This window comes from Mycobacterium novum (assembly GCF_010726505.1).
Lineage (GTDB): Bacteria > Actinomycetota > Actinomycetes > Mycobacteriales > Mycobacteriaceae > Mycobacterium > Mycobacterium algericum.
Window position 1 is genome coordinate 2905075 of sequence record NZ_AP022562.1, and the last position, 21525, is coordinate 2926599.

A 21525-nucleotide genomic window follows, 5' to 3' on the forward strand; every position below is an offset into this window, starting at 1 on the left:
ACTGTAACGCTTACAGTAATGTACGCTAGCGCGAGTTGAACAGTGGGGTTTGAGGCGATGACGGCGAACAACGAATCGGCGAAACGGCGTCGCATCCTCGTCATGGGCGCCAGCGGCAATGTCGGCGCCTGCGTCACCCGGCACCTGGTCGCCCGTGGCGACGATGTGCGGGTGCTGCTGCGTCGTTCGAGTTCCACCAAGGGCATCGACGGGCTCGACGTGCAGCGACATTACGGTGACATCTTCGACACCGAGGCCGTCGCCGCCGCCATGGCAGACCGCGAGGTGGTGTATTACTGCGTTGTCGACACCCGCGCGGAACTCCGTGACCCGGCACCGCTGTTTCGCACCAACGTCGAGGGGCTGCGCAACGTGCTGGAGGTGGCTGCCAATGCCGACCTCGACAAGTTCGTCTTCCTGAGCACCATCGGCACCATCGCGGTGGGGCGCAACGGCGAAACGGTCGACGAGGAGACACCGTTCAACTGGGCCGACCAAGGCGGCGCCTACATCGCCTCCCGCCGCGAGGCCGAGCGGCTGGTGCTGTCCTACGCCGCCGACCGTGGTCTGCCGGCCGTCGTCACGAACGTGTCCAACCCCTACGGCCCGCCCGACTGGCAGCCGCGCCAGGGCATGCTCGTCCAGCTCGCGGCGCTGGGCAAGATGCCGGCCTACGCGCGGGGGGTGGGATCGGAGGTGGTCGGCATCGACGATGCCGCCAGAGGCCTGATCCTGGCCGCGGAACGGGGGCGGATCGGCCAGCGCTACATCATCTCCGAGCGGTATATGAGTCAGCGCGAGATGCTCACCATCGCGGCTCACGAGGTCGGGGCAACGCCGCCCCGCTTCGGCATACCGATGGCGGTGTTGCATATCGCTGGGCAAGTCGTCGGGGCACTGGGCGCGCTGTTGCGCCGCGACTTCGCGTTCACCGCAACGGGTGCCCGGCTGATGGCGTTGACGTCGCCCGCCGATCACAGCAAGGCCACCCGCGAACTGGGCTGGCACCCCGAGCCGACCGAGCGTGCGATTCGCAGTGCCGCACGGTTCTACGTGGAGCGGAGCAAGACATGATCCCGTTCGTGGTCCGGCGTGACGACGGCTTCGTGCCCAACGCCATCGCGCACGGCGGGTGGGGGCCGACGCTGGGCGGACAGGTGGTCGGCGGGCTGCTGGCCCGCGCTGTGGAGCAACACGTCTCCGACGACGACCTGCAGCCGGCGCGGCTGACCGTCGAGATTCTGCGCCGCGTGGCCAGTGAGCCGCTGCGGGTCACCGCGTCGGTGGTGCGCGCGGGCTCGCGGATGCGCGCGATAGACGCCGCGATGACGCAGGGCGGCGAGCTGGTCGCCCGCGCGTCGGCGCTGTATCTGCGTCGCGGCCTTCAGCCCGGCGGTGAGTTCTTCACCACCGAGGTCACGATGCCGCCGGTGCCGGAGGAACCGGCGCGCTTCGACGAATCGGTGCCGATGTTCATCCAGACGTACGGCAACAACGACGGCGGCCGCTTCCCGTGGCAGCATTCGGGACCGCGGTACGCCTGGATACGCGAGGTCCGTGATCTGGTCGACGGCGAAGAACTGACCCCGTTCGTGCGGGCGGCGATGGCTGTTGACGTCACCGCGTCGCTGACGAATTTCAGCACCAAGGGGTTGGCGTTCATCAACGCCGACTACACCCTGACCCTGAGCAGGTTGCCGGTCGGCCCCTACATCGGGCTGGCGGCGCTGACCCACTACAGCGATGCGGGCGTGGCGACCGGAAGCGCCGCCCTGTCGGACCGCTGCGGCCCGATCGGCAACGGTGTATCGACCGCGATCGCGAACTTCAACTTCGATCCGAGCCGGGAGAGCCCCGCGGCAGGCTAGGCGATAGCGCCGGACTCCTTCAGCTTTTCGATGCGGTCCCAGTCGATCCCGAGTTCCATCAGCACCGTCTCGGTGTGCTCAGATGCCTGCGGGGCGCGAGTGGTCTCCAGCGGCTCGTGGTTGAACTGCACCGGGCCACGGACGACTTTGAACGCCGGCCCGCCATCGCCCGCGTCGACCTCGACGATCATGTCGTTGGCGATCGCCTGCTCGTCGGAGCCCAGGTCCACCAGGCTCTGGAATGGCGCCCACTGGCCCTTCATGGTCTTGAGGTGCTGACGCCAGTATTCGAAAGGCTTCGCGCCGATCGCGGCGACGATCAACTCACTGGCCGCATCGGCGTTCTCCATCAGCGGCAGCACGTCGGAGAAACGGTGGTCGTCGGCGGCTTCGGGAATGCCGAGGTGCTCGAAGGTGTCCCGAATGTATCCGGTCGGGCTGACGATGCACAGGTTGATGGTGCCGCCGTCGGAGGTGGTGTAGTTGCCCAGGAACGGATTCGCTGGGGAGCCACCGGATTGCGGCATCAGCGCTCGCATGGCTTCGCCGGTCTCCATCCCCTGGGTCACGCTGGCGCCGGCCGCCCACCACGCGGTGGACAGCAGCGAGACGTCGACTTCGAGAGCTTCCCCGGTGCGTTCCCGATGCAGCAGCGCGGCGGCGATACCGCCGGCGATGTTCATGCCGCCGACCGAGTCGCCGAACGCGGGAATCCCCTGGGACAGCGGCGCCCCCAGTTCTTCTGGGCTCAGCGCGTGGCCCACTCCGCTGCGGGTCCAGAACGCGGTGCCGTCGAAGCCGCCGATGTCACGCTCCGGGCCCTTGTCGCCGTACGCGCTGCCGCGCGCGTAGATGATGTTCGGGTTCGCGGCACGAATGTGCTCGACGTCGAACCGGTTCTTCTGCCGTGCCCGCGGAAGGTAGTTGGTAAGGAAGACGTCTGCGGTCGCGGCCAGTTCATAGAGCACCTGCTGCCCGTCGGGGGTCGAGACATCGATGCCGACGCTGCGCTTGCCGCGGTTGGGATGCTCGATCAGCGGATGCCGGTCGGGGTCGAGTTCGAAACCGCCCATCCGGATGAATCCGCGCTGAGTGTCGCCGCGCACCGGGTGCTCGACCTTGATGACGTCGGCGCCCCAGTCGGCCAGGATCGCCCCGGCCGCCGGGACGAACGTGAACTGCGCGACCTCCAGCACCCGGAAGCCGTCCATGACCTTGATCAACCCGGCACGCTCCTGACATCCGACCAATTGGAGTATTCTACTGTAATGGTTACGGTTGGGCATCCGAAAGACGCCGGCGTGGTCCGGGCCACGAGTGTCGAGATCGGCAAACGCGCCGCGACAGCCGCCGAGTCGCGGATGCTCATCGACGGTGAGCTGGTCGGGGCGGCCTCAGGCGCGGAGTTCGACAACATCAGCCCCGCCACCGGGCGGGTGCTGGGCACCACCGCGGCCGCCGATGCCGCCGACATGGACAGGGCCGTCGGCGCGGCCCGCCGAGCGTTCGACGACACCGACTGGTCGATCAACAGGGAACTGCGCAAGCGATGCCTCCAGCAGTTGCAGTCCGCACTGGAGTCGGAACAGGAGGAGTTGCGCACCGAGCTGATCGCCGAAGTGGGCTGTCCGGTGATGACGACCCAACTGGCACAGCTGGATTGGCCGCTGGCCGACGCATTGCGCTATCCCGCCCGGCTGATCGATGAGTTCGAGTGGGAGCGGCCGCTGCAGGGTGGCGGGCTGTTCGGCGAGCGCAATATGCGCACCGTGGTCAAGGAGCCGGTCGGAGTGGTGGCGGCCATCACCCCGTCCAACTTCCCGATCGAGGTGATCCTCAACAAGCTGGGGCCGGCACTGGCGGCCGGCAACACCGTCGTGCTCAAGCCCGACCCGAACACGCCGTGGAACGCCACCCGGCTGGGGCGGCTGGTCGCCGAGCACACCGACATTCCCGCAGGCGTGCTCAACGTGGTGCCCACCGGATCCAACGAGGTGGCCGGTTTGCTCGGAACCGATCCCCGCGTCGACATGATCTCGTTCACCGGATCCACCGCCGTAGGCAAGCTGCTGGCACGCCAGAGCGCCGACACCATGAAGCGCACTTTCCTTGAACTGGGCGGGAAGTCGGCGCTGATCGTGCTCGACGACGCCGACCCGGCCAAGGTGATCCCGGGTGCGGTCGGAGTGTGCGTGCACGCCGGACAGGCCTGCGCGGCAACCACCCGGATGCTGGTGCACACCTCGCTCTACGACGAGGTGGTCGCCGCGGTCACCGCGGCGTTCGCGGCGGTGACGGTCGGTGACCCGGCGCTGCCGCAGACCCTGGTGGGACCGCTGATCAGCGCCGCGCAGCAGCAGCGGGTGCTCGATGCGATTGCACAAGCCCGCCGCGATGGCGCCGAGATCACCACCGGTGGTGGGGACGTCACGGATCTGCCGGGTGAACTGGGGGGTGGGTACTACGTGCGGCCGACGGTGATCGTCGGCGTCGACAACAGCGCGGCCATCGCCCAACAGGAGGTGTTCGGTCCGGTGCTGGTGATCCTGCCGTTCGGTGATGACCACGAGGCGGTGCGGATCGCCAACGACAGCGCCTACGGGCTGGCCGGCGCGGTGGTGTCGGCGTCGAGCGAGCGGGCCATGGCCGTCGCCCGCCGGGTGCGGACCGGGGCCATCGGCGTCAACGGCGGCATGTACTACGGCGCCGACGCGCCGTTCGGCGGCTACAAGAGCAGCGGCTGGGGTAGGCAGTGCGGGATCGAGGGGTTCTCGCAGTATCTGGAGACCAAGACCATCGGCTACCGCAGACCGCGGGGGGCGTAAGGAAACCCCGCGGTTGGATCATCGACTGTGCGGTCTGGGTGGCCAGCGTCGGTGTGTCGCGTACCAAACCGCACAGTCGGCGGCTACTTCGGGGTGAACGTCACCGGCAACGCACGCGGGGAGCGGAACGGCTGACCGTAGATGTGCGGGTTGTCGTCGGTCGCCAGGGCGATGTCGCCGAGCCGGTCCAGCAGGCACTCCATCGCAACGCGCATCTCCATGCGGGCCAGATGCAGACCCATGCAGGTGTGCTCGCCGGCGGCGAACGTGATGTGCGGAATCCATTTGCGGAAGATGTCGAACTCCTCCGAGCGCTCCCACCGGGTCTCGTCCCGGTTGGCGGACCCGATGCAGACATCGACGACGGCGCCGGCGGGGATCGCCACTCCGGCGACCTCGGTGTCGCGGATCGCGGTGCGCTGCACGGTGGTCAGTGGGGTTTCGTAGCGCAGCCCTTCCTCGATGGCGGCGCCGATCAGGTCGTGGTCGGCCCGTACGGCGGCGAACTGTTCGGGATGGGTCAGTAGCAGATAGAGCAGGTTGCTGGTGGCCCGGTAGGTGGTCTCCAGCCCGGCCGGCAGCAGTAGCCGCAGGAACGAGTAGATCGCCTCGTCGCTCAACTTCTCGCCGTCGATCTCGGCAGTGACCAGATCGCCGATGATGTCTGCGGTCGGGTGCGATTTGCGCTCGTCCATCTGGTCGAGGAAATAGTCCTTCAACGCCGCCGACGCGCTGAATGCGCGCTCGTGGTCGACGGTGTAGCTGATCAGCTCGATCGCTCGCTGCCGGAACCACGGTAGGTCCGCTTCGGGGAGGCCCAGCAGCTTGGAGATGACCCGGGTGGGGAACTCGAAGGTGAAACCGGCCACCAGATCGGCGGAGCCGGTGTCGATGAACTCATCGATCAGGGCGTTACAGACGGGCCGCACCACGTCCGGTTCCCAGTGCACCAACGATTTCCGCTTGAAGGCCGAGGATACCAGGTTGCGGTGCTTGCGGTGCGGCTCGCCCTCCATCGCCAGGATGGTGGGCCCCAGGAACAGGCCGATCGTCATGTCGTAGATGCGCGAGTTGAACGATTCCGCCTCGCGGAACACCTGGTTGACTGCTTCAAAAGAGACAGCGGCGAACGACATCTTCGGTCGCAGGGATTCCGGGGTCTTGGAGTAGTCCATGACCGTTCCGGGGAAGATGCCCGCCTCGCGGCGCTTGGCCTCGAAGTACGGGTACGGGTCCCGGATGAAGCCGGTCGGCTTGTCGAGTGCGGTGGCGGCGCCGTCAACCTGGCTCTCCACGACTGGTCTCCCGTCTGGCTGAGAAGAATACTGTAAGCATTACAGTAAATGATCACACATGCCTGCGCCACCCTCAGGCCAGGCTGACCGGCATCCGCTTGATGCCGTGCACGAAGGTGCTCTGCAGGTACTCCGGCTCGCCGAGCGTGACCTCGGGCAGCCGCGTCAGCAGCTCGTAGAACAGGTGGCGCAACTGCATCCGGGCGACGTGGGTGCCCAGACAGTAGTGCGCGCCGCCGCCGCCGAATCCCAGGTGCGGGTTGGAATCACGGGTGATGTCGAACTCGTGCGGCCGGTCGAACACCGCCTCGTCGCGGTTGGCCGAGCAGTAGAACAGTGCAATCTTCTCGCCGGCCTTGATCTCGGTCCCCGCGACTTCGGTGTCGACCACGGCGTGACGGGCGAACGCGAGCACCGGTGTCGACCAGCGCACGAATTCCTCGACCGCCCCGCCGATCCGGTTGTCGAAGTCGGCCAACAGCCAGGCGCGCTGTTCGGGGTGATCGATCAACGCCTTGAACGCGTGCGTGGTGGTCTGTTTGGTGGTGTCGTTGCCCGCCGATCCGAGCAGCACCATGAAGGAGCCGAGTTCTTCGTCGGTGAGCCGGTGGCCGTCGACCTCGGCGTTGACCAGTTCGGTCATCAGGTCATCGTGCGGCTCGGCGCGACGGCGCTGCGCCAACTCGACGCCGGAACCGGCCAGCACACCCAGCTGCGTCATGACATGCACGGCCCGCTCCTCCAGCGAGGCGTACTCGTCGTCGCTGCCGCTGAACAGACATTCGGCGGCGTAGGCGACCTTCTGCTGATCGGCGGGATCGATACCGATCATGTCGGAGACGGTGCGCATCGGCAGCTGGCCCGAACAGCTTGCGACGAAGTCGATCTGGTTGCCGGTGTGCAGCTGCTCGAGCAGGTCGTCGACGATGCGGCGGGCGTTGGTCTTGATCTGCTCCTCGATGCGGCGGACCTGCCGCGGGGTGAAGCCCGAGCTGATCAGCTTGCGGTAGCGGGTGTGCTCCGGTGGGTCCATCGCCAGGAAGAACGTCATGTTGCGCTGGATCTCGGCCGGCATCGGATCGACGCTGACCCCTTCACTGGAACAGAACAGCTCCTCGTGCTGGCTGACGAACTTGACGTCGGCGTGCCGGGTCGCCGCCCAGTAGCCGGCCTCTTCGTGGGGGAATACGGCCGGTATCGGCCGGTGCCAGCTCAGCCCCGGTTCGCCGCGCAACATCGCGAAACTCTCATCGCGGGAGCGAAAGTCATTGCCCCAGAAGGCTGGATCCGAGATATCGAGCCGGTGGTAGGGGCGCGGCGAAGTGGGCGGGCTGGCAGGTGAACTCAGGGTCATGTCGTCCTCTCGGCTCAGACGGTGATGGGGGTGCCGGCGGTGATCGCGGTGATGAAGCCGCCGTCGACGGCGATGTCCTGACCGGTTATCCAGCCGGCCTGCGGCGAGCCGAGGAAGTCGATCAGCGGCACGATGTCGTCGACGACGCCGTGCCGGCCGACGGTGTCGCGCACGGTGTCGAGCACTTCTTTGCCCATCGACTGCTCGAAGTCGGCCAGGATCGGGGTCTCGACCGGGCCCGGGCTGACGGTGTTGATCCGCACCCCGTACTTGGCGTGCGCGGTCGCGGCCAATCGCTTGGCGTACAGGATCATCGCCTGCTTGGAGGAGGTGTACACCGGGAACGCCGGATCCTGGCCGGCCTGCCAGCGCAGCACCGACTCGGCATCGGTCGCGTCGAGCAGCCCGTTGAGCGTCTCGATACGCTGCTCCCAGCCCAGCGCGGCCGTCGAGGCCACCGCGACCACCGCGCCGCCGGGGCGCAGCCGCGGCAGCATGGCCTCGATCATCAGGCGCATGCCCAAGTAATTGATGGTCAACACGTCCGCGGCCGATGCGGTCCCGGGTACCCCGGCGACGTGGGCCAGCAGGTCCCAGCCGTCGCCGATCCCGCCGGTGAACTCGGCGATGGCGCCGGCATCGCGTAAGTCGCAGCAGGCGTGCTGCGACGCCGGGGTCTGCTGTGGGCGCACGTCGACGGCGAGCACGAAATCGCCACGCTGGTGAAAGTGCGCGGCCGTCGCCGCGCCGATCCCCGATCCGGCGCCGACGACCACCACCCTGCGCTGAGCGTTGCTCATTCTCGCCAGCTTTCTGGTGAACCCGAAATGTCGACAGTAAGCTCGACTGTAACGAACTCGGGGGCTCCCGACAATGCTACGGTTGGCCCTCCGGACCACCCGCTGAACTCCCGGCAGGGGCGGCGCACGACGCAGGAGGAGCCGAACATGACCGACACCATCGGGTTCATCGGCGCAGGCAAGATGGGCGAGCCGATGGTGCTGCGCCTGCTCGATGCCGGCCACCGCGTGCAGGTGTATGCACGCCGGCCCGATGTGCGCGAGCGCCTGGCGGCGGCCGGTGCGGTGCCGGTGGAATCGGTCGCCGCGGTCGGTCGCGAATCCGACCTCGTGATCAGCTGCCTGTTCTCCGACGCCCAACTGCTCGAGATCGCCGCTGGTCCTGACGGCCTGCTGGCCAACGTCAAGCCCGGCACCGTGGTGGTGTCGCACACCACCGGCACGGTGAGCACTCTGACCGGACTGCTCGAGCAGTTCCCCGCAGGGCCGGTGCTGGCGGACGCACCGGTCAGCGGCGGCGCCCACGACATCGCCGCCGGGAAGCTGACGGTCCTGCTCGGTGGCCCCGGCGACGCGGTGGCTCGCGCCCAGCCGGTGCTGGCCGCCTACGCCGACCCGGTGATCACCACCGGTGCTCTGGGCACCGCCTTGAACCTCAAACTGATCAACAATGTGCTGTTCGCCTCCAACGCCCAACTCGTGGCGGCCGCCGTCGAATTGGCGAAGAACCTCGGGGTGCCCGAAACCAGCCTGTTCGCAGCGCTGGAACACTGCAGCGGCGGCAGCCGGGCTGCGGGATACGTGCAGTCGGCCGGGGGCGTGGAGGACTTTGGCAAAGTCGTTGCGCCCTTTATGCGCAAAGACGTGGCAGCGTGCATCGAGGCCGCCGCGGACCGCGGTGTCGAGCTCGGGCAGCTGCGTACCGTGGCCGAAACCGGGCCGCTGGACCTGTCGTGACCGAACTGGCGAACCTGCTGGAGAAGCAGCGGCGGTCGTTCGTCGCCGACGGGCCGCCCGATGTGGACGTCCGGCATGGCCGCATCGACCGGTTGCTGGCCCTGGTGCTGGACAACACCGACGCCTTCGTCGACGCGATGGCCGCCGATTTCGGGACCCGGTCGCGCGCGGCGTCGCTGTCCACCGAACTGGTCGGCATGATCCCGGTGATCGAGCACACCAGATCCCATGTCAAGCAGTGGATGCGGGCCGGAAAGTTGATGCGGGCCGCACGGCTGGCCGGGCTGCGAGCCGAGGTGCAGCCCAGCCCGCTGGGCGTGGTCGGGATCATCGGCCCGTGGAACTTCCCGCTGCAGCTGGTGGTGCTGCCGGCGGCGGCGGCATTCGCGGCGGGCAACCGGGTGATGATCAAGATGTCCGAAATCACCTCGCGCACCGCCGAGTTGATGAAAGACCTGGCACCGAACTACTTCGATGACCACGAACTCGCCGTCGTCACCGGCGGCGCCGACGTGGCGGCCGCGTTTGCGGGGCTGCCGTTCGACCACCTGTTCTTCACCGGGTCGCCGTCGGTGGGTGCGCTGGTGCAACGCGCCGCGGCCGAGAACCTGGTCCCGGTGACACTGGAACTCGGTGGCAAGAACCCGGTCGTGGTCGCTCCGAACGCCGACGTCCGGCGATCGGCGAAACGGATCGCGTCGGCCCGGATGGTCAACGGCGGTCAGGTCTGCGTATGCCCCGACTATGTGCTGGTGCCCGAACGCGACATCGACTCGTTTGTCGAGGTCGCCCGGCAGACGCTGCGGGAGATGTTCCCGACCATCGTGGCCAACGACGACTATTGCTCGTCGGTCAACGGGGCCAACTTCGACCGGGTGCTGGCCCTGATCGACGACGCCCGCGAACGCGGCGCCACGGTGGAAACCATCGCGCCGGAAGCGGAATCGCTGCCGGATCGTGGCTCCCGCAAGATCGCCCCGACCATCGTTCGCGACGTCGACGACACGATGCGGATCGCCGAGGAGGAGATCTTCGGGCCGGTGTTGATGGTGCAGGGATACCGCACCGTCGATGAGGCGATCGATCAGATCAATGCGCGTCCCGCGCCGCTGGTCGCCTACTGGTACGGCCCCGACGACAGCAGTTTCCGGGATTTCGTGCGGCGCACCCGTAGCGGTGGCGTGGCCCGCAACGACTTCGCCGCGCAGATGATCCCGTCGGCTGCCCCGTTCGGCGGTGTGGGGCGCAGCGGGATGGGCGCCTATCACGGTAAAGCCGGCTTCGACGCCTTCAGTCACTACCGGACGGTGGTCGGCTCAGACCTGCCGTTCAGCCTGACCGGATCCGCCGCGCCGCCGTTCACACCCGGGATGCGGTTCTATGCCGATGCGATGTTGCGCCGGGCACGCAACCGGACCCACCGGCGGCTCAAGCGAGGCTAACCCTGCTCGGCCTGCTCGCGGGCCCACCGGTAGTCGGCCTTGCCGGCCGGGCTGCGTACGATCTGCGGCCGGAAGACGATCGCCTTGGGCAGCTTGTAGCGGGCCAGCGATCCGCCGGCGTGCTCGATGATCTCGGCCGCCGTGGCCGAGGCCTGGTCGGCCAGGGCGACCACGGCCACCACCTCCTGACCCCAACGGTCGCTGGGCCGGCCGGCGACCACCACGTCGACCACGGCCGGATGCGACGCGATCGCCGTCTCGACCTCCTCGGCGAAGATCTTCTCCCCGCCGGAGTTGATCGTCACCGAATCCCGGCCGAGCAACTCCACCGAGCCGTCGCCCAGATGACGGGCCCGGTCACCGGGAACGGCGTAGCGCACCCCGTCGATCACCGGGAACGTCGCCGCGGTCTTGGCCGCGTCGCCCTTGTAGCCCAGCGGGACGTAGCCGCGCTGACCCAGCCAGCCCAGACCGTCGTGGCCGGGTGTCAGCACCGAACCGAGATCCTCGGCCACCACACAAGTGTCCGGCCCGGCGCCGAAGGTCCCGGTCGAGACCGCGCCCGACGTCGACATGTGGCGCATCTGGGCGCCGGTCTCCGAGGAGCCGACCCCGTCGATGACCATCGCCCCGGGCAGCGCCTCGACGATCTGCTGCTTGACGTGCGGCGTCAACAGCGCGCCGCCGTTGGCCACCACCATCAGCGACGACACGTCGGCCTCACCCCGCTGGATCGCCGCGATCAGCGGCCGGGCCATCGCGTCACCGACCACGGTGACCGACAGCACCTTCTCCCGCTCAATGGTGCGCACCACGTCGTCGGCATCGAAATGGTCGACAACCGAAGGGAAGACCAGGGTTTGGCCGGTGTTGATCGCGGTCATCACCGCCCACTGCGCGGCGCCGTGGATCAGCGGCGGCAGGATCATCAACTTCACGCCGGGGTTCTCCCCGGCCGGCCCCACGATGTCGTCGATGGAGCCGACCTCGTCGCCGGTCATCAGGTTGCGGCCGCCGAACGAGCCCATGAAGATGTCGTGCTGTCGCCACAGCACGCCCTTGGGCATCCCGGTGGTGCCACCGGTGTAAAGCACGTAGAGGTCATCGGGGTCCGGCTGCACCGGCGGCGGTTGCGGCGAGCTGTCCGCCAGCACCGTCTCGTAGGCCACGGCGCCGTCGAGCAGGGCGTTGCCGGAGTCGTCGGCGATCTGGATCAGCACCCGCAGTTGCGGCAGCTCGGGAAGCACCTCGGCCAGCGTGGGCGCGAACCTGGCGTGATACACCAACGCGGTGGCGCCGGAATCGGCCAACAGGTAGGCCAGTTCGTTGCGCACGTAGCGGTAGTTGACGTTGAACGGCGCCACCCTGGCGCGGAAGCTGCCCAGAAGGGTCTCGATGAATTCGTTGCCGTTGTAGGCGTAGATCCCCAACAGGTCCTGGCCGGTCTGGTGTCCGAGCAGGTCTGATCGCGCCGTGTGGCAGCCCAGCCCTTGCGCATGCAGGTACGCCGCCAACCGGTTGGACCGCTCGAGGATCTGGGCGTAGCTGAAGCGCCGATCGCCTTGGACCACCAGGTCGCGGTCCGGAATCGCCGCGGCCACCGCGTCGATGACCTCTGGAACGGTGAATTGGGTCAAGGGCGCCACGTGCGCATCAGCTCCTCGGTGGTGGTGATCGTCGCCAGCAGGGACAGGGTGTTCTTGATCATCGCAGCCCCGTACTCGGCCGGCACACCGGCTACCGCATCTCGGGGCAGCACCACCCGGTAAGCGGCGTTGACCGCATCCATCACCAGATTCGGGATGGCCACGTTCAACGAGACGCCGGCCACCACGATGGTCGAGATCCCCAAGTTGCGCAGTACCGCATCCAGATCGGTCCCGCCCATCGGTCCCACACCGTGGCAACGGCTCAGAACCAGATCCGATGGCTCCGGCCCGAATTCGGGCAGCAGGCTGGCGCCGGGGCTACCCGGATCGATGCTGACGGCGCTGCGTCCCGCGGCGAACAGTCGTGCATTGTGGCTGGAGCCCCGTCCGTCCGGCCGTCGGTGTACCAGGCAGTGCACCACCTGTACTCCGGCGGCTCTGGCCACCGGCAGCAGCCGTGCGATGTTCGGACACGCTTCGCGGCGGGCCTCATCAGCGAGTACCGGCAGTCCGGCATCGACTCCGACGACCGCTCCCTGCAGCTCCTGGGTGATGATCGCGGTGTGTGCGGGTGCCACCAGCTCCGCGAGCGTGACACCCATGTCAGCGCGATGACAGGGCCGGCTCGGCCGGCGGCGTGTCGTAGAACTGCGTCGCCCATTTGCGCAGCGTCATAAACGGTTTCGCGTCGACCTTGGACAACGCCGGATGCTCGACGTAGCGCTGGTAGCGCCAGATGCCCAGGTCGTCCTCGACGGTGGACAGGAACTGCTCTTCGACCCGTGCCCGCACGTCCTCCGGGGGCGCCTCCGATTCGTCGCCGGGAACTCGGGGCCACCAGATCGAATAGAACAGGTCCGAGCGGCCCTCGTCGACCGGGGTGCACGTGAAGATCAGCCGATGCTGCTGCACGCCTTCGAAGATGCTGATCGCCCCGCCGAGCCCGAACAGATGGGAGTGGAAACGCAGCGCCATCTGATCGGGGTCGTCGCTGTTCACATCGGGGAAGCCGGCGACGAAGTGCCACTCCCGGTCGGTCATCTTCCACTCCAGCAGCCTCGGTGTCACCGTTGCGTGGTGCACGTACTGGAAATGCGCGCTGTCGGCTGCGTTCTCGGCGACGATCTGCGGATGAACGGGCTCGCCTGACAGTCGGCGGGAGAACTCCGGATACGCCCGGTAGTAACCCTCGGGTCCGGTGGCGAATTGCGGGAACTTGCCGAAGATGTCCGGCATCTGCCACCCGGGCTCAGCGCCGTCGGGATGATGCCAGAGGAACACGCAGCCGTACTGCTCCAACACCGGATAAACGCGAAGGCGCAATGCCTTGTTGGGTCGGTCCGGCTGGTACGGGATGAACTTGTTGCAGCCGTCTGGTCCCCACTGCCAGCCGTGGAACGGGCATTCCACCCGGTCTTCGACGACCTTGCCGCCGTGACCGAGGTGGGCGCCGAGATGCTTGCAGTGCGCCTCCATCACGTGCAGCTCGCCGGACTCGTCTCGGTAGGCGACCAGATCCTCACCGAAATAGCGCAGCGCGCGCGTCTTGCCGACCTCGAACTCGGGTGACCAGCCGATCATGAACCAGCCGGTGACCTTCCAGGTGAACGGAACTTTCATGGCGTTTCCTCCCACATGAGCTAACTGAATACCGTACCGTAGGGCATTCAGTATGGAAACAGCTGATGGGAGGCGCTGACATGTCGCACGTCGGCGAGGCGGAACGTTGCGACGCGCTGGTCATCGGGGCCGGTTTCTCCGGTTTGTACGCCCTGCACAAGCTGCGCGAACTCGGACTGCGCACCCGAGTGCTGGAGATGGCCGAGGGGGTCGGAGGCACGTGGCTGCTCAACCGGTACCCGGGTGCGCGCTGTGACATCGAGAGCATCGAGTACTCCTACAGCTTCTCCGAGGACATTCAGCAGGAGTGGGCCTGGACGGAAACCATGCCGGCCCAACCGGAGATCGAGGCGTACCTGAACTTCGTCGCCGACCGACTCGACTTGCGCCGCGATATCGCGTTCAACACCCTCGTCGTGGCGATGAGTTTCGACGACGAAGCCGCGGTGTGGTCGGTGACCACCGACGCGGGAGAGCGTTTCACCGCGCCGTTCGTGATCGCCGCTACCGGAATCCTTTCGGTGCCACTGGAACCCGCCATCGCCGGCATGAGCGGGTTCGGTGGCGTGTCGCTCTATACCAGCCGCTGGCCCAGAAGCGGTGTGGACCTGACCGGCAAGCGGGTCGCCGTCATCGGCACCGGATCCACGGGGGTTCAGCTGATCCCGGTCATCGCCCGAGAAGTCGGTCAGCTCTATGTATTCCAGCGCTCCCCGGCCTACACGTTGCCCTGGAAAGTCCGCCCGTTCGCCGCCGGCGAACTGGAAGCACTGAAGGCCGACTACGCCCAGATCCGGGCCGCCCAGCTGGCGCACCCGGTCGGCGCCGCGCGGCTCTCGGCCTTCTCGGTGCTGCTGGACATGCTGGGCCGCCCGCCGGTGAAGTCCGCGTCGCGCGACGAGCAACTCCGCGCGATCGAGGAACACGGCGTGATGGGCGCTCTGAACTGGGGCGACGTCTTCTTCGACATCGACGCCAACCGGATGGCCGCGCAACTTTACGGCGAAGCGATCGCCCGCATCGTGCGCGACCCGGCGACGGCGGCCGCGCTGGTGCCGAGCCACCCGTTCGCCTGCAAGCGCCCGATCATCGACCAGGGCTACTACGAGACGTTCAACCGCGACAACGTGACCCTGGTCGATCTTCGCGCCGAGCCGATCAGCGCGGTGACGCCGACCGGGATACGGACCGAGGGGGACCACTACGACCTCGACGTGATCATCTACGCCACCGGCTTCGACGCCATGACCGGTGCGTTGAGTCGCATCGATATCCGTGGCCGCGACGGGGTGTTGCTCCGTGACGTCTGGGCGAACGAGGGGCCGGTGTCCTACCTGGGGCTGCAAGTCGCCGGGTTTCCGAATCTGTTCACCATCCAAGGCCCCGGTAGTCCCAGCGCGGCCACCAATTTCGTTGCCGCGCTGGAGCAGCACGTGGAGTGGATCGGTGACTGCATCGCCTTCCTGCGGGCCAACGGGTACCGCACCATCGAGGCGTTGCCGACCGCACAGGACGAATGGATCGAGCACACCACCTCCCTGGTCGCGCCGACCGTGCTGGTTCACCCGAGTTGCAATTCCTGGTACAACGGCGGCAACGTCCCCGGCAAGAAGCGGATGTATATGGGATACACCGGAGGCATTCCGGAATACCGCCGCCGCTGCGAGGAGATCGCCGCCGCCGGCTACACCGGATTCACCCTGGGATGACGACGATGGGATCGCCGCAACGGCTACCGCAGATCATCCGGGGACTGGGCGGGGTGCTGCCCCGGTCGGTTCGCTCGCTGCGCGGCGCTCCGGACTGGGCGCCGGGCTCTCGGCGGGGGATGCGCCAGCTGGGGGAGGTGCTGCTCGACGAGCTGACGCTGACCGGTATGACACTGCTGGCTCCGACCCCCGTGCTGGCGCGACCGCTGTCGGCGTGCGGTCCGGCCGCCCAAGAGCTGGCCGGCCTGGGAATCGACGCCGCGCACACGGCCCCGAACCCGTTGCGGCTGTCGGGAAGTCGCCGGCGCCGACTAGCCGGCCTCACCTTCGAACAGCTGAGCTTCCGGCACGATCCCCGGCTGCCGCCGTCATTGGCGGAGTTCGACGGTCCGGCGACCGCGGCCGTCGTGGTGTGCCGCCACCGCGGTGCTCCGCGGCCCTGGCTGGTCTGGGTGCACGGAGCCGGTCAGGGCAACTGGTCGGATCTGTTGGTGGCGCGCGTGGCACGGCTGCACCGCCTGGGTTTCAACATCGCGCTGCCGGTCCAGCCCGGCCACGGCGTACGTCGCCGCGCCTGGCCGGCCTACCCCGGGCATGATCCGCTCGCCAATATCGCCGGGATGATGCGCGCGATCTCCGAAGTCCGTGCGGTGGTGCGCTGGGTGACTCCGCAGGCCACCGCCGTGACGGTGGCCGGTGTGTCGTTGGGCAGTCCGGTCGCGGGGCTGGTGTCGCACCTGGAGTCCGGCGTCGACGCCGTTGCGGTCTATACCCCGATCGCCGGGCTCAACTCGATGATCGCGCACCATCTGTGGCGGTGGGGACCGGCGGGGCTCTCCGTCGCCGACGCATTGCGCTCCGAGACGGCCGCGGCGTTGATGTCGGTGGTCGATCTCTTGGCCACCAATCCGAGGCCGGCTGCCGATCGCCGGCTGATCGTGGCCGCACGCCACGACCAGATGGCGTATCCCGAACCCGCGGTGGCCCTGCATGATCGGTGGGGCGGGCGGTTGTTCTGGCACGACGGCGGGCACGCCGGACATATCCTCTCGCGGCGGGTGCAGGCGGAGACGGAACGGTTCCTGTCGCAGATCGGAGGTGGCCGATGACGGCGTTGACGATTCCTTCCGGTATCGACGGTGTGACATCGGAGTGGCTGACCACGGCACTGCGTTGTGGCGGCACCATCGCCGACACCGCTGCAATCACCGGCGTCAGTGCCGAGCGGATCGCCGAGGACACCGGGTTCTCGGCTTGGTTGTACCGGCTGCGGCTCACCGGAACCGACGGGCTGCCACCGAGCCTGATCGTCAAGCTGCCCGCCCAGTCCGAGGCCCGGGGAGCCATGGACATGCTGGGCGGCTACCAACGTGAGCTGGCTTTCTACCGGTCGGTGGCCGGCAGGGCACCGCTGTTGACGCCCCGGGTCTACGCCGCTCTGATCGACGGCGCGGATTTCGTGCTCGTGATGGAGGACCTGGCCGACTGGGTCAATGCCGACCATCTCGCCGGACTGTCGATGCGACAAGCCCGAGTGGCGCTCCGGCAGTTGGCCGGTTTGCACGCCTGGTCGGTCACTGCCGCCGACTCCGATGCGCTTGACGTCTTTCCCAGCCTCGATACGCCGGTGGTTCGTGAGCTGCTGGTCGCGGCGTTCGGCATCGGATGGCAGATCTACCGCGACAAGTCAGCGGCCCGGGTGCCCGGCGCGGTGGCACGATACGCCGAGCGGTTCACCGAGTTCGCCCCGCAGGCGTTGTCGGCGTTGACCGAACGCCGGATGTTGCTGCACGGAGATATCCGGGCCGACAACATGTTCTTCGACGACGACGTACTGAAGGTCGTCGACTTCCAGTTCGCCTCACTGGGTTGCGGTGTCGCCGACCTCGGATATCTCGTCAGCCAGGGGCTGCCGGTGCGGGCCCGCCGCGGCCACGACGAGGAACTGGTGCGCGACTACCTGGATGCGCTGGTCACGCACGGAGTCACCGACTATGGCTTCGACGAGGCGTGGCGGCACTACCGGATGGCCGTCGCGTATCTGCTGTTGTTTCCCGTCCTCGCCCTGATCGGCTGGGACACGATGCCGCAACGGTCCCGCGACCTGTGTCTGACGCTGACCGACCGGGCGGTGGCGGCGATCAACGACATCGATGCGATCGGAGTGTTTGTGTGAGCAGCAGGGTCCGCAGTGCCCGTGAGGTGGTGGAGCTGTACAACCTGGTGGTGTGGAACGAGCGGGATTTCGCGCTCGCCGACGAATTGATCGGTGACGTCGTGGTGCGACACGAGGTGGGCGAAGCGCACACGCTGACGCATGACCAGGCTGTTGCGCGGGTGGTGGATCACTGGAAGCTGTTCGACAAGCTGCGCTTCGAACTCAACCTCGTCGTCGCCGACGACGACGGCGAACATGTCGCCATCGTCTACCAATCGCCGATGACCCTGACCGACGGGACCGAGCTGACCGTCAGCAGTATGGAGGTGTTCCGCGTGGTCGATGGGAAGATCACCGAGGTGTGGAACTGCGGCTACAAGCAAGGGGTTTGGGCATGACCGACCGGGTACTCGATGAGTTGGGTTACTACCTGCTGGCCGGTGCCGGTGGCGAGGGTCCGGCCGCGCTGATGGACGAGGCCCGCCGTGGTGAGGAACTCGGGTTCGGTACCGCGTTCATCTCCGAGCGCTGGAACGTCAAGGAGGCGTCATCGCTGGTAGGGGCGGCGTGCGCGGTCACCGGCCGGATGCAGGTCGCCACCGCGGCAACCAATCACAACACCCGTCATCCGCTGATCACGGCGTCGTGGGCGACCACCATGCACCGGCTGTCCGGCGGCCGCTTCACCCTGGGCATCGGCCGCGGAGTGGCGGCCATGTACGCCGCGTTCGGCATCCCCGGCGTCACCACGGCGCAAATGGCCGATTTCGCGCAGGTGATGCGGCGGCTTTGGCACGGTGAGGTGATCTTCAACCACGACGGGCCGATAGGTCGTTATCAGGTGCTGTTTCTGGATCCCGACTTCGACGAAGACATCCGGCTGGCGCTGGTGGCGTTCGGCCCGAAGACCCTCGAGCTGGGCGGCGTGTTGTTCGACGACGTCATCCTGCACACCTACTTCACGCCGGAAACGTTGCAGCGCAGCGTGAAGACGGTCAAGGACGCCGCGGAACGGGCCGGTCGCGATCCCGCCGATGTGCGGGTGTGGTCGTGTTTTGCCACCGTCGGCGATCACCTGCCCGAGGAGTTGCGGCTGAAGAAGACCGTCGCGAGGCTCGCCACCTACCTGCAGGGCTACGGCGATCTGATGGTGCGTACCAACAACTGGGATTCTGCTGTGCTGCAGCGATTCCGGGAGGACCCGGTGGTGACCTCGATCGCAGGCGGCATCGACCACAAGGCCACCGCCGAGCAGATCGAGCACATCGCCACCCTGATCCCCGACGAATGGCTGGAACCGGCGGCCACCGGTTCGGCGCGGCAGTGCGCCGAGCGCATCCGGGCGGAGTTCGGTTACGGGGCCGACGCGGTGATCATGCACGGCGCCACGCCCGACGAGTTGGAGCCGGTGGTGCGCGCCTACCGCGACATCACGCGCTGAGCCGGCCCCTCATCGTGCGCGAGCGTGCGTAAACCCGGTGTCCTGAGCGGTGTGTCGGGCGGGGACACGCACTCTCACGGCAGAAGGGTGTCAGTCCAGACCGTCGCGGATGGTGTCGAACGCCTCGCCCAGGGCCTGCGGCAGCGCCAACTGCTCGTCACCCAGCCAGTGTTCGTAGGCGCTCAGCGCGACGCCGAGCATCGTCCACGCCACCGTCTGCGGCCGCAGGTCGGCCGGCGCCACCCCGGCCCGGCGCGCCACGAACTCGGCGATGACACTGCGCCAACCCGCGTACATCGTCATCGAATACGCCTGTAGTTCGTCGGTCTGCAGGATCACCCGCATTCGGCGGCGATGCCGTGCCGTCTCCCCCTCGTCAAAGGTGTTGAACGCCAACAGCGCCGCGCGCAGCGCATCACCGAGTGGGGCGTCGGGCTCGATACCGTCCAGCAGCTCGCGCAGTTGGTGCAGGTGGGCATCGAAGTCGCCCCAGGGGATGGCGTTCTTCGAGGGGTAGTACCGGAACAGCGTGCGGCGGGCGATCCCGGCGGCCTGCGCGACGTCGTCGACACTGACCTCACTGAAGCCGCGGGTGGCGAACAAGTCGATCGCCACGTGGGTGATGTGCTCCCGCGTGGTGGAGCGGCGACGGCCGACGCGCGCCTGCGCCTGCGACTCGGTCCCGGCCACTTTTCTCCCGACCCACTTCCATATCGGCACTCGATGCCATATTCTGTCCGGGATTGTGACCGATCCGACAGTGCGCTGTCGACCCCCACCGCGAAGAAAGGCCCGGCCCATGGACGCTCAGCAGCAGACCGAAGCCAGCACCGACACCGACCTCGTCGTCGAGAACCTGGTCGAAGAGGTGTCCATCGACGGCATGTGCGGGGTCTACTGACCGTGGCGGCCGCCGCCGGGGCGGCGCGCGCCACCGACACCTTCGATCCGGACCGTGGCTGGCGTCTGCATCCGCAGGTGTCGGTTCGGCCCGAGACTTTCGGCGCACTGCTGTATCACTTCGGGACGCGCAAGCTGTCGTTCCTGAAGAACCTCACCATGGTCACGCTGGTCACCTCGCTGGCCGAGCACCCTGACGCGCGGTCGGCGTGCCGCGCAGCCGGCATCGATCCCGGCGCGGAGTCGGCCTACCTGCGTGCCTTGGGCGTCCTGGCGGCGTCCGACATCCTGATCCCCGCGGACCCGAAGGAGACACCGTGACCGCTCCAGCCGTAACCCCGAGCCTGGTCGAGCACTTCGAGCACGGCCTGGAATCGCCGATCTGCCTGACCTGGGAGCTCACCTACGCCTGCAACCTGGCCTGCGTGCACTGCCTGTCGGCGTCCGGGCGGCGCGACCCGCGTGAGCTGTCCACAAGGGCGTGCAAGGACATCATCGACGAGCTGGAACGCATGCAGGTGTTCTACGTCAACATCGGCGGTGGCGAACCCACGGTGCGAGACGACTTCTGGGAACTGGTGGACTACGCCACTGCCCATCACGTCGGGGTGAAGTTCTCCACCAACGGCCTGCGGATCACCCCGGAGGTGGCGGCCAGGCTGGCGGCCAGCGACTACGTCGACGTCCAGATCTCGCTGGACGGCGCCACCGCCGAGGTCAACGACCCGATTCGCGGCAAAGGCTCCTTCGACATGGCGGTCCGTGCGCTGGAGAACCTGTCCGCGGCAGGCTTCGCCGACACCAAGATCTCAGTCGTGGCGACCCGCCACAACATTGACCAGCTCGATGACTTCGCCGCGCTGGCAGCGCGATACGGCGCCACGCTGCGAATCACCCGGCTGCGCCCGTCCGGTCGCGGCGTCGACGTCTGGGATGACTTGCACCCCACCGCCGCCCAACAGCGCCAGCTGTACGACTGGCTCGTCGCCAAGGGCGACGGGGTGCTGACCGGGGACTCCTTCTTCCACCTGGCGCCGCTCGGCGAGTCCGGTGCGCTGGCCGGCCTGAACATGTGCGGAGCCGGACGGGTGGTCTGCCTGATCGACCCGGTCGGTGACGTTTACGCCTGCCCGTTCGCCATCCACGACCAGTTCTTGGCCGGAAATGTGTTGACCGACGGCGGGTTCGATCAGGTGTGGAAGCACTCCAAGCTGTTCAACGAGCTGCGCAGCCCCACGGCGGGCGGCGCCTGTGCCAGCTGCCCGCTGTATGACACCTGCCGGGGCGGCTGCATGGCCGCCAAGTTCTTCACCGGCCTGCCGATGGACGGACCCGACCCGGAATGCGTTCGTGGGTTCGGCGAGCAGGCGCTGGCCGGCGACCGACAGAAGCCGCGTCCGAGCAGCGACCACTCGCGTGGAAAGCGCAGCAGCACAAGACAATCCCTTACCCTGCTCAATCCGGCGAAGCCGCCCAAGCGGCTGTGCGATGAAAGTCCGGTCTGATC

General features: G+C 67.6%; 21 protein-coding genes. 13 read left to right on the top strand and 8 right to left on the bottom strand.

What is annotated here, in order from left to right; genetic code table 11:
• The first annotated feature begins 57 nt into the window (after nucleotides 1-57).
• Both G6N19_RS13410 and G6N19_RS13415 read left to right on the top strand, forming a co-directional pair.
• Nucleotides 58-1074 (top strand): NAD-dependent epimerase/dehydratase family protein, encoded by a 1017-nt coding sequence (locus G6N19_RS13410; protein WP_041318678.1) that lies wholly within the window; start codon nucleotides 58-60, stop codon nucleotides 1072-1074.
• On the top strand, nucleotides 1071-1868 hold the full coding sequence (locus G6N19_RS13415; protein WP_193465101.1) for a thioesterase family protein: 798 nt from the start codon (nucleotides 1071-1073) through the stop codon (nucleotides 1866-1868). The genes G6N19_RS13410 and G6N19_RS13415 overlap by 4 nt, the downstream gene beginning before the upstream one ends.
• Here the strand turns inward: G6N19_RS13415 and G6N19_RS13420 are convergent.
• Nucleotides 1865-3079: a CaiB/BaiF CoA transferase family protein gene (locus G6N19_RS13420; protein WP_193466393.1), complete on the bottom strand. Its 1215-nt coding sequence runs from the start codon at nucleotides 3077-3079 to the stop codon at nucleotides 1865-1867. The genes G6N19_RS13415 and G6N19_RS13420 overlap by 4 nt on opposite strands.
• 57 nt (nucleotides 3080-3136) lie before the next feature.
• On the opposite strand from G6N19_RS13420, the gene G6N19_RS13425 reads away from it, so the two are divergent.
• On the top strand, nucleotides 3137-4693 hold the full coding sequence (locus G6N19_RS13425; protein WP_193465102.1) for an aldehyde dehydrogenase family protein: 1557 nt from the start codon (nucleotides 3137-3139) through the stop codon (nucleotides 4691-4693).
• 83 nt (nucleotides 4694-4776) lie between these two features.
• Here G6N19_RS13425 and G6N19_RS13430 read toward each other — a convergent pair whose 3' ends face one another.
• The 3 genes from G6N19_RS13430 to G6N19_RS13440 form a co-directional block, all read right to left on the bottom strand.
• Nucleotides 4777-5988 (bottom strand): cytochrome P450, encoded by a 1212-nt coding sequence (locus tag G6N19_RS13430; protein ID WP_013830289.1) that lies wholly within the window; start codon nucleotides 5986-5988, stop codon nucleotides 4777-4779.
• A gap of 73 nt (nucleotides 5989-6061) precedes the next feature.
• A complete protein-coding gene (locus G6N19_RS13435; RefSeq protein WP_193465103.1) occupies nucleotides 6062-7342 on the bottom strand; it encodes a cytochrome P450 in 1281 nt (426 codons plus the stop codon).
• A 14-nt stretch (nucleotides 7343-7356) separates the two neighbouring features.
• Nucleotides 7357-8142, bottom strand: a complete 786-nt coding sequence (locus G6N19_RS13440) for an SDR family oxidoreductase (protein ID WP_193465104.1) — start codon at nucleotides 8140-8142, stop codon at nucleotides 7357-7359.
• 147 nt (nucleotides 8143-8289) lie between these two features.
• On the opposite strand from G6N19_RS13440, the gene G6N19_RS13445 reads away from it, so the two are divergent.
• Entirely contained in the window at nucleotides 8290-9099 is an 810-nt protein-coding gene (locus G6N19_RS13445) for an NAD(P)-dependent oxidoreductase (protein ID WP_193465105.1), read from the top strand.
• A gap of 14 nt (nucleotides 9100-9113) precedes the next feature.
• Nucleotides 9114-10541: an aldehyde dehydrogenase family protein gene (locus G6N19_RS13450; protein ID WP_193466394.1), complete on the top strand. Its 1428-nt coding sequence runs from the start codon at nucleotides 9114-9116 to the stop codon at nucleotides 10539-10541.
• On the opposite strand, the gene G6N19_RS13455 is transcribed toward G6N19_RS13450, so the two are convergent.
• Genes G6N19_RS13455 through G6N19_RS13465 form a run of 3 tightly spaced genes read right to left on the bottom strand, consistent with a single transcriptional unit; the run spans nucleotide 10538 to nucleotide 13810 of the window.
• The gene (locus G6N19_RS13455) at nucleotides 10538-12187 is read right to left on the bottom strand and encodes an acyl-CoA synthetase (RefSeq protein ID WP_193465106.1); all 1650 of its coding nucleotides are present in this window, start codon (nucleotides 12185-12187) and stop codon (nucleotides 10538-10540) included. The two genes, G6N19_RS13450 and G6N19_RS13455, sit on opposite strands and share 4 nt — an antisense overlap.
• Entirely contained in the window at nucleotides 12175-12792 is a 618-nt protein-coding gene (locus tag G6N19_RS13460) for a cysteine hydrolase (RefSeq protein WP_013830283.1), read from the bottom strand. Before G6N19_RS13460 ends, G6N19_RS13455 begins: the two co-directional genes overlap by 13 nt.
• Before the next feature lies 1 nt (nucleotide 12793).
• Nucleotides 12794-13810 carry an aromatic ring-hydroxylating oxygenase subunit alpha gene (locus G6N19_RS13465; protein WP_193465107.1) on the bottom strand — a complete coding sequence of 339 codons (1017 nt, stop codon included), beginning with the start codon at nucleotides 13808-13810 and terminating at the stop codon, nucleotides 12794-12796.
• Between the two features lie 80 nt (nucleotides 13811-13890).
• Between G6N19_RS13465 and G6N19_RS13470 the strand changes: the two genes are divergently transcribed.
• The 5 genes from G6N19_RS13470 to G6N19_RS13490 are packed head-to-tail and all read left to right on the top strand — an operon-like array spanning nucleotide 13891 to nucleotide 19118.
• Nucleotides 13891-15519, top strand: coding sequence for a flavin-containing monooxygenase (locus tag G6N19_RS13470; RefSeq protein ID WP_193466395.1), 1629 nt, complete (start codon nucleotides 13891-13893; stop codon nucleotides 15517-15519).
• A 5-nt stretch (nucleotides 15520-15524) separates the two neighbouring features.
• Nucleotides 15525-16628: an alpha/beta hydrolase gene (locus tag G6N19_RS13475; protein ID WP_041320167.1), complete on the top strand. Its 1104-nt coding sequence runs from the start codon at nucleotides 15525-15527 to the stop codon at nucleotides 16626-16628.
• The gene (locus G6N19_RS13480) at nucleotides 16625-17695 is read left to right on the top strand and encodes a phosphotransferase (protein WP_193465108.1); all 1071 of its coding nucleotides are present in this window, start codon (nucleotides 16625-16627) and stop codon (nucleotides 17693-17695) included. Before G6N19_RS13475 ends, G6N19_RS13480 begins: the two co-directional genes overlap by 4 nt.
• Nucleotides 17692-18075 carry a nuclear transport factor 2 family protein gene (locus G6N19_RS13485; RefSeq protein WP_193465109.1) on the top strand — a complete coding sequence of 128 codons (384 nt, stop codon included), beginning with the start codon at nucleotides 17692-17694 and terminating at the stop codon, nucleotides 18073-18075. The genes G6N19_RS13480 and G6N19_RS13485 overlap by 4 nt, the downstream gene beginning before the upstream one ends.
• On the top strand, nucleotides 18072-19118 hold the full coding sequence (locus tag G6N19_RS13490; RefSeq protein ID WP_013830277.1) for a TIGR03857 family LLM class F420-dependent oxidoreductase: 1047 nt from the start codon (nucleotides 18072-18074) through the stop codon (nucleotides 19116-19118). Before G6N19_RS13485 ends, G6N19_RS13490 begins: the two co-directional genes overlap by 4 nt.
• 90 nt (nucleotides 19119-19208) lie before the next feature.
• Here G6N19_RS13490 and mftR read toward each other — a convergent pair whose 3' ends face one another.
• Nucleotides 19209-19808: a mycofactocin system transcriptional regulator gene (mftR, locus tag G6N19_RS13495; RefSeq protein ID WP_232062387.1), complete on the bottom strand. Its 600-nt coding sequence runs from the start codon at nucleotides 19806-19808 to the stop codon at nucleotides 19209-19211.
• 109 nt (nucleotides 19809-19917) lie between these two features.
• Here mftR and mftA point away from each other — a divergent pair, with 109 nt between their 5' ends.
• Genes mftA through mftC form a run of 3 tightly spaced genes read left to right on the top strand, consistent with a single transcriptional unit; the run spans nucleotide 19918 to nucleotide 21523 of the window.
• Complete coding sequence (gene mftA / locus G6N19_RS13500) at nucleotides 19918-20019, top strand: mycofactocin precursor MftA (protein WP_041318669.1); 102 nt, start codon at nucleotides 19918-19920, stop codon at nucleotides 20017-20019.
• Between the two features lie 2 nt (nucleotides 20020-20021).
• Nucleotides 20022-20339: a mycofactocin biosynthesis chaperone MftB gene (gene mftB, locus G6N19_RS13505; protein WP_013830274.1), complete on the top strand. Its 318-nt coding sequence runs from the start codon at nucleotides 20022-20024 to the stop codon at nucleotides 20337-20339.
• Nucleotides 20336-21523 carry a mycofactocin radical SAM maturase gene (gene mftC, locus G6N19_RS13510; protein ID WP_193465111.1) on the top strand — a complete coding sequence of 396 codons (1188 nt, stop codon included), beginning with the start codon at nucleotides 20336-20338 and terminating at the stop codon, nucleotides 21521-21523. The genes mftB and mftC overlap by 4 nt, the downstream gene beginning before the upstream one ends.
• The last annotated feature ends 2 nt before the right edge of the window (nucleotides 21524-21525 follow it).